At 43.4% G+C, this 16,041-nt stretch carries 13 protein-coding genes; 3 read left to right on the forward strand and 10 right to left on the reverse strand.

From position 1 onward, the window contains the following. On the reverse strand, positions 1-393 hold a 393-nt coding region (locus FCL48_RS23885), incomplete at its 3' end, for a flavodoxin family protein (RefSeq protein WP_136876470.1). 238 nt (positions 394-631) lie between these two features. Beyond that, complete coding sequence (locus FCL48_RS23895; RefSeq protein WP_136876474.1) at positions 632-1,468, reverse strand: RNA polymerase sigma factor; 837 nt, start codon at positions 1,466-1,468, stop codon at positions 632-634. A 766-nt stretch (positions 1,469-2,234) separates the two neighbouring features. Between FCL48_RS23895 and FCL48_RS23900 the strand changes: the two genes are divergently transcribed. Genes FCL48_RS23900 through FCL48_RS23910 form a run of 3 tightly spaced genes read left to right on the forward strand, consistent with a single transcriptional unit; the run spans position 2,235 to position 3,508 of the window. Next, positions 2,235-2,786 carry a hypothetical protein gene (locus FCL48_RS23900; protein WP_136876476.1) on the forward strand — a complete coding sequence of 184 codons (552 nt, stop codon included), beginning with the start codon at positions 2,235-2,237 and terminating at the stop codon, positions 2,784-2,786. Position 2,787: 1 nt separating this feature from the next. Beyond that, positions 2,788-3,048: a DUF4258 domain-containing protein gene (locus FCL48_RS23905; protein WP_136876478.1), complete on the forward strand. Its 261-nt coding sequence runs from the start codon at positions 2,788-2,790 to the stop codon at positions 3,046-3,048. Positions 3,049-3,067: 19 nt separating this feature from the next. Continuing rightward, positions 3,068-3,508, forward strand: a complete 441-nt coding sequence (locus FCL48_RS23910) for a hypothetical protein (protein WP_136876480.1) — start codon at positions 3,068-3,070, stop codon at positions 3,506-3,508. A 379-nt stretch (positions 3,509-3,887) separates the two neighbouring features. On the opposite strand, the gene FCL48_RS23915 is transcribed toward FCL48_RS23910, so the two are convergent. The 8 genes from FCL48_RS23915 to FCL48_RS23950 all read right to left on the reverse strand — a co-directional run bounded on the left by FCL48_RS23915 (position 3,888) and on the right by FCL48_RS23950 (position 16,002). Then, entirely contained in the window at positions 3,888-4,325 is a 438-nt protein-coding gene (locus FCL48_RS23915; protein ID WP_136876482.1) for a VOC family protein, read from the reverse strand. A 670-nt stretch (positions 4,326-4,995) separates the two neighbouring features. After that, on the reverse strand, positions 4,996-6,735 hold the full coding sequence (locus FCL48_RS23920) for a triacylglycerol lipase (protein ID WP_136876485.1): 1,740 nt from the start codon (positions 6,733-6,735) through the stop codon (positions 4,996-4,998). A gap of 565 nt (positions 6,736-7,300) precedes the next feature. Further along, on the reverse strand, positions 7,301-7,921 hold the full coding sequence (locus FCL48_RS23925) for a LysE family translocator (protein WP_136876487.1): 621 nt from the start codon (positions 7,919-7,921) through the stop codon (positions 7,301-7,303). A 714-nt stretch (positions 7,922-8,635) separates the two neighbouring features. After that, positions 8,636-11,779: an NAD-glutamate dehydrogenase domain-containing protein gene (locus FCL48_RS23930; protein WP_136876489.1), complete on the reverse strand. Its 3,144-nt coding sequence runs from the start codon at positions 11,777-11,779 to the stop codon at positions 8,636-8,638. 313 nt (positions 11,780-12,092) lie between these two features. Next, positions 12,093-12,260 carry a MoaD/ThiS family protein gene (locus FCL48_RS25100; protein ID WP_169309360.1) on the reverse strand — a complete coding sequence of 56 codons (168 nt, stop codon included), beginning with the start codon at positions 12,258-12,260 and terminating at the stop codon, positions 12,093-12,095. Positions 12,261-12,336: 76 nt separating this feature from the next. Next, positions 12,337-14,169 (reverse strand): aldehyde ferredoxin oxidoreductase family protein, encoded by a 1,833-nt coding sequence (locus FCL48_RS23940; RefSeq protein WP_136876493.1) that lies wholly within the window; start codon positions 14,167-14,169, stop codon positions 12,337-12,339. 51 nt (positions 14,170-14,220) lie between these two features. Continuing rightward, positions 14,221-15,528: a 4-aminobutyrate--2-oxoglutarate transaminase gene (gabT, locus tag FCL48_RS23945; protein WP_136876495.1), complete on the reverse strand. Its 1,308-nt coding sequence runs from the start codon at positions 15,526-15,528 to the stop codon at positions 14,221-14,223. 27 nt (positions 15,529-15,555) lie between these two features. Beyond that, the gene (locus tag FCL48_RS23950; protein ID WP_136876497.1) at positions 15,556-16,002 is read right to left on the reverse strand and encodes a PaaI family thioesterase; all 447 of its coding nucleotides are present in this window, start codon (positions 16,000-16,002) and stop codon (positions 15,556-15,558) included. Between the last annotated feature and the right edge of the window lie 39 nt (positions 16,003-16,041).

The following is a 16,041-nucleotide window of genomic DNA, read 5'->3' on the forward strand; positions in this document are numbered from 1 at the left end:
CTGATCTGCCGGGGCATTTCCTTGGATTCCGCCCACACCAACGGTCACAGCGAGTTTCCCCCACATGGTACTGCCTGCCTGATGCCTGAACTGGTACCAGCGCTCTAAAAAAGCGTGGGTCAGAGCGTTCATGCCATTAAAATAATTGGGTGCTCCTATCACAAAGGCATCCGCCTCCACAAGTTTCTCTCGCAGTGGTTCTAAGTCGTCCTTGAGCTTACATACATTGTCCTTGGCACATCCGAGACAGGCAATGCAGTTTGAAATCTTCTTCCCTCTTAAAGAAACGATTTCATATTCACAGCCAGTGTTCTCCATAACCGTGCTGACAAGCTTGTAAACACCAGATGTATCTTCTTTTCTTGGACTTCCCGAAATACCTAATACTTTCATTGCATCCTCTCTTTTGGTTTTATTTATCTATGCTATATGTTTGAGAAATATTGTTTCGTTCTTGATCCGGCAATGAGGCTATGTGTTTCTTCCAGCCGGGACACCAGTTTATATGCCATCTCCAAATGCGGCCTAATATGGATTGTGGATTCTGGTCGTATCGTGATCTGAAAGCGCAGTTATCACATTTTTGCTGTTTCATGTTCTTTCTTGTAATGAGGTTTTTCCTGATAGAATGTTACCCGCCTAAGACGTTGTACTTTCCCGTACTGATCAAATTTTTCATGATATGGGTAAACGACTCTGGAGTGTGATACTCCGGATAACGGCGATACATTGCGATACTACGGTCGATTTCATCCAACTCCCTGAGGTGAGTTACAGCTTCTGTCCTGCCCTGTGAGGCTTTTTCCTTTTTAACAAACTTCATGTCAATCAGGCCGTTCTTCAGTCGCCCGCCAGCTTGCTTGTGGCATCTGCACGGGTTATTGCTATTGACCAGACCGCAGTTTTTCATCATAAAATCCTGTAAGCTCTTCTTGCCACGGGATAACCGTTTTCGGAACAGTTCTGGTGTGATATCCAATATAAAAGCACCTTCCTTACTGGTCACTCCATATTGCTCACCAAGAATCATGACTATCCGCACCTCTCTCTCCAGGCAAACAAGAGCCCCCTGCATACAGCCCACTCGGGTTTCCTCCAACAAGACATCCCGTTCCGGTCCTGAGACAGTCAGCTGTTCTATATTTTCAAGTCCGGCAGAAACCGAGTCTTCCAGAATATCGAATGTTAACCCCAGACGTTCGGTCCTTTTTTTCCGTGCAGTCAGAATATGATTACAGGCGATTCTGTAAACCCAAGACGTGAAAGCACTTTCTTCACGAAAATCACTTAAATGAGTTATTATCTTGATGAGAATCTCCTGTGCCTCATCTTCTGCATCTTGCTGGTGGCCCAGCATCCGTAGTGCCAACCCGTAAATTCTCTCTTGAATGCCACTGACAACTTTTTCGAGTGCCTGCAGATCTCCATCTTTTGCCTGCCTTACGTGCTGTTTCAAATTTAAATCCATCCAGTTAACCTTTCAGTTGAAGTGTGTTTTTTCTATTTAGACTCATATGGATTAAAAGTGTGACAGAAAAAATGAAAATCGGTGAAATAGCGAATTCCATATTGATTATTTTAAAGGATTTTGAACTATGGTTTAGATCTTTGCTGCTACCTGCTGAAACAGCTCAGATTTGTGTAAGAACTATAAGGTAGGTGATTACAGGAAATCTTTGGGACACAGATTAGATATGTTGTTCTCACATCCGAAAAATGAGCGATGATGTGAGAATGTTTCCTAAGATGGTGGACCTGCCTACTTTCACAAAATTGTTTAGAAATGGAGCAACTGCAGAGTGTAGCTTACCAAAGATAAGGGAATCACTGAAATTTATCATTGAGGTTAACACTGCCAAGACTATTCTCTACAATCGACATATCGTGCAACCCTGTAAACTTGCATGGAGAAGGTAAGATCTCGGATTGCTTATTTGTTGATAGGTTCCGGGGCAACGTAAATTCCAGGATACACCAGAAAGCTTAAGCACCGGCATCTAAGAAAAATTGATAAGATTGAGGTGCAAGATTAATCCAAACTCAGCCAAAGAGTATGTCTTCATAACAATAACTTACGTAAAAGAGTCAAGCAAAGGCTTGACCCGTTTCTTGCCTGCATTAAATACGTATATAATACGTGCGTAAATTTATAAAGGTAAATATAACGTATTATATCTTGACAGGGTGTTTAGCGCGTGCTATATTGTCATTAAATCAAACACAGGGGGGCGCAAATGACAAAAAAGTTAACGCTTAGTATTTCGGATAATTTGCACGAAGAATTAGCCGAGTACCGAAATATCATTAATATTTCAAACGTTTGCTCAGAAGCTATAAAAAGAGAAATTGATAAAAGGGATTTATTAATCTTAGAGGGGAAAAAAAGATTTGGAGTTCTATCGTTGCACGAAAAATGCAAGTTGTCGTATGAAAAAGGTATGTACTGGGCAGGGTATGAAGCGGACCTGTTAGATTTGGCGATAGTCTGTAATTGGACTTATGAATGGGTTTCTCGTGATCCTATTGCGCAACAAACTATAGATCTTTTAGAAGAAAACAATATAGCAATTAAGAAAAAAATGTCAGGCTATTCAAATGGATATGAATTTATTTTTACGAATGAATTTATTCCCAAAGAATTAGTTACCTATCCAGTTGATTATGACGACGTGGATATTGTTGAGGTCGCAGTTGCCTTTTCACAAGGGGCTTCGACTGTCTGGGATAAATTAAAAAACAAATTAATTCAAATACTTATCGCTTCAGGCCAGCAACAGGAGGATTGATATGATATTATCCAACCACGCTGTAAATAGATGTCAGCAAAGGGGAATTAAGAATCAACAGGTTGAACTGATATTGCAACATGGCACATTAAAATCTAAAAGTGGTGCGTATGAATGTTTTATTCCCAGAAAAATTATTGGAAATTTAATCTCTGAGTATAAAAGAAAAATTCAGGATCTTGAAAATATTTCACGAGCTAACAAAACACTGATTCTTAACCAAAACACCATTATTACAGGCTACAATAAGAGAAATCGATAAAATATGGAGAGCATATACAATGGCTAAAAATTATGAACTCATTCCTGGTGAGAAAAATAATTGGGAAGTTGCTGTATTCTTATTAATTGATCATCTTTTCAAAATAAACTCTGAAAAACCTGAGATCACATTTTCCAGAACAGATTTGCATTCAACTACAAGCGCTTTATATTTTATTAAGAACTTACTTGGCCCTTTAGGATATGTGGTTGATAAAACGTTAAACAATTCTATTAGTAGCGCTGTAACAAGGACCGAACAAAAGGGTTATTTGCGCTGTTTGTATGAAGAATGCTCTTTGACTGGTTTAGGGTTTAGCAGATTATGTGTAATAAAGGGCAAATATGAAAAAAATAATGAGCAACCTATTGGGAAAAACCAATTAGCGTTTCAGGTAATTAAAAATTTGGATTCTGAAACTAGGGCAGCTGTTTTAAAATATTTCAAAGAATTTACGTAAATAGCTTTAGATTTTGCAAATAATAAAATCTCTCAAAAAGGGCTGGCCCGCTAGGGGCAACCCTTTGTAATCCTAAAATACCTAAATCTCTATATTTGAAAAGGGGGCGAGTCTTTGCTTGACTCACCTCTGTGAAAATATTCGGTATTATGAACAATTTCATAATTTTTACGATAGACAAAGGTGTACACAGGTACGATTGACTCACATATCCAACCGTGGAACTAACCTCTTCCTAATATGACAGTAATTCCTTGGAATTGTAAGGAAATGGAGCAACTGCAAACAAGAGGCATCCAAAGACAATCTACAGTCGAGGTGTAAGAAAAAATTAAAACTTGATATTGGAAAATATCAGATAGTATCGGAACTACCACATCTAAGCCATCCCCTTGTCTCGCAACTCCTGCAATGCCTGATCCGATTTTCCAAGATCTCCAAGACCCATTGCTTTGAGAATTTCTGTTGTTTTGGTGTACTGGATGTTCTTATACTCGACTAGCTGAATATGGTTGCCCCAGGGATCCATGAAATCAAGGAACAGACCAGAGAGAATTTCTACTCCATTTTGCTCCAAGATTTCCCTGACTTGATCCTTGTCTTCGACCACCAACCCAAAGTGACGGTGATCATCTCTGGATATCTCGCCGGTCTCCATTAGGGCGAGAAACTGATCACCCATATCCACAAATGCAGAACTGCTGGTTTTGCCTCGCAGCTCAATTGAAAAAATACTGGAGTAGAATTCGAGAGCCTGATCGATGTTGCCCACTTCCAAAGCTACATGGTTGATTCCAACAAGTTTGGGTAATTTCATCTGTTTTCCTCTATTTTGTTATCCTGTAACTACACCTAGGAGGGAATATCTAAAATACTACGTTAAGGTTCCGTTCGCAGGATTGTCCAGTTTTTTCGCACATCTGATTTCGAGGCAGTAGCAAATTTGATTCTTTTCCTTTTTTCAATTTCCATCAAGAACAGCAAAGGGGCAAAATACAAGGTTATGACCGTTAGCGAGCACCCGTGGGCTTAAATTACATTGACACAGAGGGTGCTGTGCTCCCTCAGGCTCCCTCCATTTGCTTTTCCAACTCCTACTGCCCCAGCACTTGCATATACAAATAACGCTTATTGCCCATTTCGTATCGGCTATATGGCGAAGCGGACAGAATTCATCGGAAATGGAGCAACAGGTAGTTTAATATAACTGGTTCAAAATGGAGCAACTGCAAAGAAGAGGTCAACCAAAGAGTGTCACAGAACCTTATCCAGATTTTTCTATTGTTTACCTTTTCATGGCCTACACATCCGGCACGAGCTTTAACCTGACGAGATAGCCCACTCCCTGCTTTAGAAGATCGTGGAGCAACTTTTACAATTGTAATGGCTACAAAAAAGAGAATGAAATTTGTGACTCTTCATATTGCCGCGATACTCTGGGGACCCCGCGATGGTATCAGAGCCAATGTTCTGATAGCTACTGCTCTTTACGCCTTTACCAAGGAAGAACAGGATCGTTGGCACAATATAAAAACTATCTCTCGAGCAACTACTTTTTGAACGAGAGGGAGGTCATACAATCCATGCCGCAATCCGCTGTCTTTATATTGTGCCATGGCTTCCCATGGAATTAGTAATCGGCATATGTTCATATTTTGGCAACGAGGCAATGGCTCACAATCAACACGTAATGCCGGCATTTTTTTCAAAACACCCGGGCCTACCGCGATGGCCAAGAGCACATAGCTGCCAAGAGCTGCAGTGATCACGATGACTAGGACGTAATACAATAAGCCAATCATAGTTTGACCAACTCCGGCTAGAAGAACCACACTCCAGATAGACCAATCTAGCCAACGAAAACCTTCTCCTTTTTCTAACATTATTGCGAAACAAATTGCTGGAATCGCCGTCAGAAATCCTGCCAAGACTATCCAAAAAGCTTTTGGAATCTTCGTCGATTCGAATAACTGTGATAAAGCCTTGAGAAGCGTATTGGGGACTGATCTTACAACCTGAGAGGCTAAAATAGCTAAAGCTGCTTCATCTCCCGGAAGTCGTAGAGCCACAACGGGACAGGGTAAGCAGTACAATCTATTGTAGATATAATCTAGCTTTCCCAAATTCTGGACTCGATCAATAAGTACCGGGTATTTATCTAGTACCCAGTTGCTCACAATGATTGTCAATAGCGGCACCATGAGCAAAAGCACACCAAACAAAGACAGGGTCAAATCGCCGGAGTAAATTGCTTGATATGCAAATGTTATAATTGTCGTAAACAGTAGGACCACCCCAAGAACTTTGATACAGTCAGCCAACACGACATTTCGGTCATTGGAATCTCTAATACCTGCTGCTTGGGAGGCTAAGAGAAAGATAAGTGAAAAAAAGGCTATCCCAGCCCCCATCATAACAGGGTTCCACCGTTCCCAAACACCCAAGAAACTATCAGGAGGATGTATTACATTCACATCCACGGCAACTTCCCGAAATCCGCCCCAACACGCACCTAGCCAGCAAACAAAAATTCCAAAATGAAAAAGAAGCTTGCAAAACGTCCGCTGGCGATTCAAGCCCTTCTCTAGGGCATTGGGGTAGTAGTAAATAGTAAGATACACTCCAAGAACCATTGACAACAGCCAACAAAATAGATCTGTATAACCACCGAACAACAGTGCTGCGCTAAATACCGCACCACCTAAAATGAGTCCCACTGGAAGTAAATTGTAAATCAGGAGAGAAACTGGATTGTGCTCTTCTATATCTAGAGAAAGAAAAGGTGTGGCTAGCGTAATGATACCAGCCAGCTTTCCATTTTTATCATCAAAATTATCACGTATTGCATCCACAGCCACATTTCCCCCATGACTGTGGGCAACAATAAAATGCTTTGAATCTGGATTCTCGATCAACGCATTTTCGAGATAGTCTCGAAATTGTTCTGCAGCTTTCTGACGAGCATCAAAGGAATTACTGCCTGTCCAAGAAAAAGATCGGAATTGTATTTCTTCACAATGTGGTATCTTATCGGCTAGCGCCTCTGCCACACCTCTACAAAACGCTGAGTTACGATCATACCATGGTGTTTTTTGGTTTTCTCCCAGCTTTATAAAACGTGCAATAATTCGAGTCGCAGAGAAATTATCAAGCCCCTCCTTAAGATGCCACGCCAGCCCTCTGCCCCATGTACCATGAACTAAATGCAAGACTATAGGTTGTGCCATTTTGCCATCCATTTCGAGATTGCCTCAGAAGTGAGAAGACATTGTTTCTAGATGGTCGTATAGGGTGCCAATAACTTGTTTAACCAATTAGAATTTATTGCTTACACGAATTCTTGGCGATATTTTACCCTATATAAGAAAAACCTCCTTTTATATTAATCACCGTTACGATCCTGAACAAGAAAAACAGCTGGATAGAGGGAAGTGATTTCTTCTGTTTGGACAGAATATGGTCACGATTAAGGTGAACCATTGTAGTATTTATCTGTTTTATTGGGCACGACTCAGAATATTCCTGTAAGGGAGGAATAGTCTACTTCAATGGAAATGGTCAATGATGGAGTAATTCCGAACAAGAGCTTACCAAAGATCACATAATTTCGGCAGTTGATCTTCGTGCTTAGCATTGCCAAGGCGAAGGTAAGCAGTTCAGCCTTACCCTCAGACTTGAGATGCTGTGAAGGTGTTGCGGGGAAATTTTTGAAAACCGGTGGGAAATTAACAGCGCTTTAGGCGAACAGTAAGACGATTAAGTTGTAGCATTCATTCCATCTGATGATCTATTTTAACCGTGAAGGGCGAGGTAAGAACCAGCTCCTATCATAATTCCACCTGACGTACGGTTGAGGCTTTTTACCGCCTTTGTAGAGGTGAAGAATCGTCTTGCTGAAGAGGCACATATCGCAACCGACATAAGCCCCATCATGAGGCCTGAGAGAGTTATAACTGAGGCCAAAGCTATGTCAGAGGGCGTCAAGCTATTAAGGTCCATAATACTAGGTAGAAAAGCGATATAAAAGAATATCACCTTGGGATTGGAAGCTGAGATCAAAAAACCCTGTAATAGGCCTTTGGCTATTGTAAGAGTAGCATCGTTATCATTATTTTTTAGAGATGCTTCAGGAGAGGCGGTCCACATCTTCCAACCTAGATAAAGCAGGTAGAAGGCACCAGCAATGCGGATAAACATGAATAGCCCAGACCATTGTTCTGCAATGACGGCAAGGCCAAAGCACGCAAGAATCAGATAGATGACATCACTTGCAGCCATGCCTAATGACAGGCTGATACAAGGTTTGGCACCTGAAGCAAGAGACCTTGCTAAAAGGGCCAAGACGCCTGGTCCAGGGGTTATGGCAAAAACAAAAATAATTAAAAAAAATGATATTGCACTTTCTAGTGACATGCAGCAACTCCCTTTAAACAATTATCATGATTTTTATACAGCCTCCTACCTTATTTGCAACTAATCTTTTTTGCAGATTTTCATCAGAACAGTTCATTTATTGCTTGGGGGAATACTCCATGGATATAGGTAACATTACCATAGAAGAGGTTGACCTCAATAACAGATCGCTGAATTTGACACTGCCAGCATGAAGGTGAGCAATCCACTCACCTACTCCATTAGAAGGTCTTCATGGATAATCTTATCTTACAAATCCATTTTTTGTTGTTAGGAAATAAAAACAGCACAATTTCGGATGACAGCAGAGGCCTTTAGTTTAAGCAAACATTTATATAATTATGGTTACCACAGGCAATGATCTTGAAACCATATGTCTCTCCACAGTCGCCCAATCTTGTTTTCGCGCTAGATTCAATTTATTTGAATCGCTAGTCTAACCCGAAAACTTTAGATTATTTCGGCTAGCTCCAAAATTCGGACAATAGTACACCCGAGTTTTATCCTAATTTTGGCGTCAGCCAAATGCATTTGCACATGTCAAAGTAACGGGAAATGTGTTGGGCAAACTCGAAATTTCATGAGGCTTGTGGATTGATAATGCAGAATTACCAGCTCTCAGAACTTCCCCATCCGGTTTTGCATGCTCTCCAAAATCAGAGCATAACTCTAGAACCTCTGAGAGACTTGATCGAGCCTCTCAGAGGTAATCAGTTATTTGGCAAAGATTTTATGTAGAGACGGTAACAGCTTGATTTCAATCTCTTGCAGATACTTCTCCCACCTTTCACCAAAGCGATAAAAAGCCATTGACGCGAGTTTTTTGGTGATAATGGCATTGCGATACGGCTGTAACTGTTCCCCGTTCAGAATGTCCATTATGGACTTTTCGCCAAGCTTTTCTCTCAGCACTGACGGGATGTAGTGCCCCATCACCTTCCAGACCAGTTCGCCATCTGCAAGAATTTTTGCAAGAAATGGTTCCAACTGATCTTGAAGAGCAAAAATCTGCTCACTGGTTATCTCCGACAGTTCAAAAAGGGGCACCGAAGGATTGGCATCATACAGTCGCAGAAGCAAACCAGTTTCCAAACGTGCATAACGGTCAACAAGCTGCAAAATATCTCTGGTTAAAGCCAACCTCGTCGCACTATCCTTGAGCAGTTTGTCTTCGTAGTCGTCCTGTAAAAGAAAGCCGGTAAGAACTTCAGCAATTGAACTACTGAAAACTCCCCCTTTATTGGCGGTGGTGTCTTTGATCTGTTTTATACTGCTCTTGGTAGCGATATGCCGCCTGGCGGCATCATCAAAGAAGACATTGGCACCCTCAACAATGAATTGCAGTTCTTGGAAGAGATCCAGAAACTGACTGACGTTGCCCTGGTTAATCGTATCTTTGAAACCGCCACAAGGGATAAAAGCACGAATATCGGCTTCATTGATGCATTTCCGCAGAGCTGGGTTGCTGAGGAATTGTCGATGAAAAAGAGCTCCATCCTCAACGACTGTACCATCAGGAAGGATGAAGTTACTTGACCCGATCGGCACCTTAAAACCCTTGGTGCTCAGTTTTTCCAAAGGAAACTGCAGGGAATTTACTCTTGGAGAGGAGTTGCGCTTAAAGGCAAGTTTCATCAACTCTTTTTTATCGAGTCCCTCCGGATCAAAAAGAATCGAACCCCCATCAACAATCAGACAGATTTTCCCTTTGTAGCATTGTATCTGGTTAGCCCCGAGATCACCGTCCGGACCACCGGTAATCATCAAGTTCAGTTCTTCTTCTTTTGCTTTGTAATGCTCAATCAGCGTTCTGAAGGACCCCATGATAGACGTTGTGGTCATTCCAGAAACCATGATATTTTCACCTATCTCAGCATAGATTTTGTCCATATCATTAGTCACCATAACCAAGCGACCATCCACTTTTAGCTCAACACCATCTTTCCCCTTGTCATAGAGACCAAACACTTCACCTCCGGAAAGTAAACCGTAAGTATCATGAGGAATCCCAAAGCTCTTGCCTGTAGTAATAGTTCGCCAGTACGGATATCCTTTTGCTTTCGCGTGATAGGCAACATCGTCCATCAGTGGTGCGGTACCCTCATCCGGTCCGAAAAAGACCATCTCGGATTTTCCATAATAATCAACTATCGAGCTATCCGGCAGCATCAGATCCATGATTCCTTCGGTATAATCGTTGAGCGCCTCTTTTCTGTAGATAGCATACTGCGGCAGAGGAACAACCACCCCTTTCGAGCCGCTTTCACAGATATCTTTATGTTTTAATCGCTGCGCCTTAGGACCAAGAGCGTAATTAAGGAGCACCGCATTATCCAGCTCGCTGTCATAATTGGAGCGTGAAACTCGGATAAGTCGTAGACCGCCGCGGGCGATATCGGCTGCCCGTAAATGGGTACCACATGAATAGTGACCGTTGACAAAAAAAACACCGAATACAAATCTGCTAAAAACTAGAGGGTCGAGGATCCTGTCGTCAAAACGGAACGCAAAAGATCGCTTTTCCGGCTTATAAAAATTGGTCTTCAGCGTGCAAGTGATGAATTTGAACATGAACTTGAAAATCTCATAACCAAGGGGAAAATCCATGAATCTGCCGGTAATGATTTTTTCAAACGCAAGCCACTTCCGCTGAAGATCTTCCTCAGAAATTCTTTTTACTCCTGCCGTCCGTTCGGGCGCAAACCGCTGCTCAAAAATTGCGTGGAGAAATTTAATGAGATCCGGATGCCGGCCAACTGTCTCTTGGATAACAGCAGCACCATAGGTGGACTTATTGGAACTCTGGATACGTTTGGCAAAGGCTTCTCGCTGGTCTTTGCTGGTTAGACTGTCAAGAATTTCCCGATCAGTAACGTTCTCACTCTCTTTGAAAATAAATAAATGGGTAAAGTCGATGGCATTTCCCGCAAAGAGCATTTCATCAAAAGTAATCCTGTCTTGCATATAAAGCCCTTTGATGGGGTTTACAGCAAAAGAGAGATAGGATCGAAGGTCGGTAAGGACCGCGTCCTCCTGCTGGCTGGTCAGTTCACCGATTACGTAGAGAGTACAGATTGATGATGGAACAGATGCTTGCCCCAGATAAGGCTCCCAGTAACCACGCACCAAGGTCAAATCATGATCGGCCAGTATTTTGCGAAATACAGGGAGTTGAGGTGTCTCAAAATCGGAGTTGAACATCAACCTTGTCTCACCTGTTTCCGGCAGATTGAAAACTGCAATGAGCGGAATGATAGACTCTTCGCTTTCCTTTAATACCTTTTCGTACCGCTTTCTGGTCGGTTCCGGAGTGACCGTATAATCGCCGGCCTGGGTAAAGAGAAAACGGGATTCGCTAAAAGATTCTGGCTGGAAATCGGACACCGTCTCCGGTCGGATAATATAGGTGAAATATTTACTTTGCGGACTGTAGTAATATTCTCGTCGATGACCAGTCATCAAATCTTCAAGCACTGCTTCCATACTATCGCGGGTTTCTTCTGTTGCGATCCTGACCCGTTGGGCAACGATTGCCTCAGTTCCATCGAAATCGATTGGGGCCACCTTGCCATAAAGGATCACCTTTCCATCAACCACTTTGATGGAAGTAGCAATACATTGAAGCAAGTGGGTCAGGGAAGTTTTGCGTATATGTTCAAAGAAATACCGGGGCAGGCCGATATCCTTCAGGAGAATCCCAGCGGCCATATTGATACAGTTTGCGGTGAGCAATCCTTCCGCAGAAAGGTCTATGACCGCCTCATACAGGACTCTCGGATCAAGTCCAACGCTCTCTGCTTTGGCTATAATCTCCGCGCCTCTGGTATTTGAAAAATAGCTGGTTGGAAAAATCTCCATAATGTCTCCTGAAGGTATACTCCCAGTTGTTTTTTATCCAACAACAGAAGCTATAAAACTACTATAGATTCTCTCTCCCAACGCCCTGAAAATCTCAATTTGCATTACACTTGAGCCCTACAAACATCTCAGGTATCTGTCTGAGTACCTGCCTTTTGCAGAGACGGTGGAAGATTACAGGGTCATTGCCAAGCAATCTCTACACGGTAGAGCTTGAAACTGTCTCCGGGATTCACCGAAAAGAAAGTGGCAAGATTTCCCCTAGTAACAAACCTCAATTGTATCTGCTTGTTCCTCGAACATAACAATTAATTCATCCTCCACAAACTGGTGTAAAAATCACCACTGTACAACCTTCTGTCAGTAGTGATTTTTCATCGCTCAGGATGCCATCGATTAATATAAACCGAGGAACCTCTTCAGATATTTTCAAGGTTTGTAGCAGATCTCCGGCAGTCGACTCCGGAGGAAATTCCAGCATAAAAACATTATCCTCCCCCGGAGCGTACCGCTTCAACTCACTGTAGAGTTTTACATGGACCAGCATTTTCAGGCCATCATCCCGATATTCGCAGCTTTTCCAGCTTCTCCGGTGTGGGCACACCATCCGGAGTCCAATCACGTACTGCATAATACTCGTCAAGCATTTCATCCAGATGGCAAACATGACCTTTAGATGGTCCTTCAATCATCGGATCCTCGGTCAAGCGTTTGGGCAAAGAATCGTCCTTGCGTGTGAAGCCCGCTTTTACCAAAAACAGTCGTTCAATATTGATGATCCGCTGCCCAGCTTCGGCTAACTCTTCCAGGGTATAATTCACACCTGTGGCTGCATTCATATATTCAAGGACACCCGTGGGGGCAATTTCCAAATCTTTTTCCACGAGATTCCGAACGGTGAAAAAGATGCACAATCCAGCTGAGTCGATGATGGCAGAATGATCCTGAAACGCTTGGGTTGGTTTTGCCTTACCCTTCCAGGCTAAACGATCCATTGGTTTTGGGATTCCAAAAAGCTCGAAATAGGCTGGATCACCACGCATATGCGAACCACCAATGGGACTCGTCGCGTAGGCCAGTCCCATCGCCTGTGCACCTCGAGGGTCATATCCAGGAAATTCCTGTTTTTTCGAGACCATTGCAAGCTCCGGATGACTACAACTCTCAGCAAGGCGATAGCTGCCTTCTGCCAGTTTGTCACCAAAACCTTCACGATAGCCGGTCATACGAGTCAATTCAACCAAGGCCTCAGCATCACCCCATTGAAGCGAACGGCCAACCTCCTCCTCTTTCATATATCCACGATCTACCAACTCCATGGCACAGCCTATCGTGGCCCCCATAGTAATGGTATCCATGCCCAACTCATTACAGATGTAGTTCGCCTTCACCACCGCAGCAAGATTATCCACCATGCAGTTCGAACCCATGGCATAAATAGTCTCATATTCCGGTCCTTCCCCTTCCCCTGCAAATTCCAGTTCGTCCACCCTGGTCTTTCTACCGCAGCCGATAGGACAGGCAAAACAGGCTGAGTTTGTCAGCAGATATGTTTTTGTCAATTCACTACCATCAATCTTTTCCCAGCCAGCAAATGTGCCTTGCTGCCAGTTTTTAGTGGGTAACACACCAAAATTTTGGGTTGCCGTCACCACGCCAGCAGTTCCATTAATTCTGAGACCAATTGGCGTTACCTTCGCCTCTTCATTAAATCGGCCCAAAATCTGACGATTAAACTCCTTGAAACGTTCCGGATCAGCCAGTTGAATCTTCTGGGTGCCACGAACAACGACAGCTTTGAGATTTTTAGATCCCATGACAGCACCGACACCAGACCGGCCAGCCGCACGATCTCTGTCATTCATAATAGCTGCGAATAAGACCTTCTTTTCACCAGCAGGTCCAATACAAGCTACCTTAGCTTTTACATCGGTTTCACTCATAAGCTGGTTGGTGGTCTCGTGGGTCGTCATGCCCCAGAGATGCTCAGCATTGCGCAGCTCGTACTTACCGTCATTTACCCACAGGTAAACTGGTTTTTCTGAACGACCTTCAACAACTAAAGCGTCAAATCCGCTACGTTTCAGCTCGGTTGGAAACTTACCACCTGAGTTAGAACAAGTAATTCCTCCAGAAAGAGGTGATTTGGTCATCACTGAGTAGCGTGCTCCGGTAGGAGCCCCCGTTCCAGTCAAGGGCCCAGTGGCCATAACCATGATGTTTTCGGGAGAAAGTGGATCACAGTGGGGATCCAACTCTTTGTTTAAAAGCCAAATACCCAAACCACGTCCGCCGATATAATCCTTTGCGACTTGTGGATTGAGCTCCTCTTCATACACCATCCCCTTTGTGAGGTTGACCCTGAGAATTTTCCCTCTCCATCCAAACATGTTGTCTCCTTGGCAAAAAATTATCTTTAATGAAGGGTCTTTGCAGACAATTCAACTGATAGCAGCCAGCCCACGATCTATAATATCCATACCTCTGGTCATTTCTTCCTCGGAAATAACCAAGGGCATTAATAACCGAATAACATTTTTATAGGTGCCACAGGCCAGGATGAAAAGATTTCTCTCCAAACAGAACTGGACAAGCTGCTTTACCTTGTCAGGTGCAGGTGTCTTTGTCTCTCTGTCATTGACAAGTTCAAATGCAATCATGGGACCAATCCCCCGAACATCGCCGATGAGTGCATGCTTTTCCTGAAGTGCCTTCACATTGAATTGAAGTTTCTCGCCCAGAACCTTCGCCTTGGCCAACAGATTTTCCGATTCAAAAATGTCAAAAACCGCAAGAGCTGCTTCGCAGGCTATCGGGTTAGCGCTATACGTTCCACCAATCCCGCCCAAGTGTACAGAATCCATTATTTCTTTCTTACCTACCACTGCACTGATAGGCATTCCGGCCCCGAGGCTCTTGGCAACAGTCGTTATATCAACCTCAACCCCGTAATAGTCCATGGCAAACATATACCCCGTTCTGCCCATCCCGGTTTGAATTTCATCGGCGATCATGAGAATTGAATTTTTCTCACAGATTTTTTTCAATCTCTGAAAGTACTCTTTGGGAGGTGCAATAAAACCACCTTCGCCTTGAACCGGCTCAAATATGATTGCAGCTGTATCCTCAGCGCAGACATGAGAAATAAGGATTTCCTCCAGATGATCCGCACAAGCAAGGTCACAACCTGGATACTCTTGGCCAAATGGGCAGCGGTAACAGTTGGCGTAAGGCATGCGATACACTTCAGGGGCAAACGGACCGAGGCCATATTTGTAAGGCTTAACTTTTGAGGTCAGTGACATACCCAACAGGGTACGTCCATGAAAGGCACCTTCAAAAGCAATTATGCCTTTTTTCTTGGTGTAATATCTGGCAATTTTCACCGCATTCTCGATGGATTCAACGCCACTATTGACAAACATGACTGCTTTTTTCGAATCTCCTGGAACTGCCTTACACAACTTTTCTGCAAGCGTAACAGGCGATTCATATGGAACAACCATAAAACAGGTGTGGGTAAATTTTTCTGCCTGTTTTTTTATGGCCTGAACCACCTTTGGATGGGAGTGACCAACATTCATCACCGAAATACCAGCTGCAAAATCGAGATATTCGTTGCCTTCTACATCTGTAATCACAGCTCCCTTGGCATGGGCGACGTATTTGCTTGTGGCGCTGCCAAAACCTTTAGCGAGAACGTTTTCGCGACGCTCTTGGATAGCTGCATTTGTTTGTGGATTAGTCATTTTCTATCCTTTTGTTTACCATCCTTCTTATTTCTCTGGGATCTGAACCATAACCGCAGATCCTTCAGCACACAGCTTACCACTGGCTGAAAGTGTCAGATCCACCAGAACCTTACGTCCTTTAATTTCGGTCACCTTTCCCCGGATCTCCAACTCGGTGTTTATCGGTGTCGGGGCACGGAAATTAACCGTGAGCGACGCAGTCACAAACCGACCAAGTGGCTTGTCCTCTGCTCGTGCTTTCGCCGCCGACGCGGTCGCGGCCCCATGACAGTCCAACAGGGAGGCGATCATGCCACCATAGAGAAACCCCGGGAACCCACCTGAATACTTGGCGTCCGGTGTGAAATGACAGACGGTCTCTTCGCCCTGCCAATAACTTTTTATCTGTAAGCCACCCTCATTTAGTCTTCCACATCCATAACAATGGGCGAATTCATCGGGATAGTGATCTTGAAAAGCCTTCTCCAGCATCTTGTTGTCCTCCGATAACAATTTATCTGCTCACAACCT

Origin of the sequence: Desulforhopalus sp. IMCC35007 (genome assembly GCF_005116575.1) — a bacterium.
Lineage (GTDB): Bacteria > Desulfobacterota > Desulfobulbia > Desulfobulbales > Desulfocapsaceae > Desulforhopalus_A.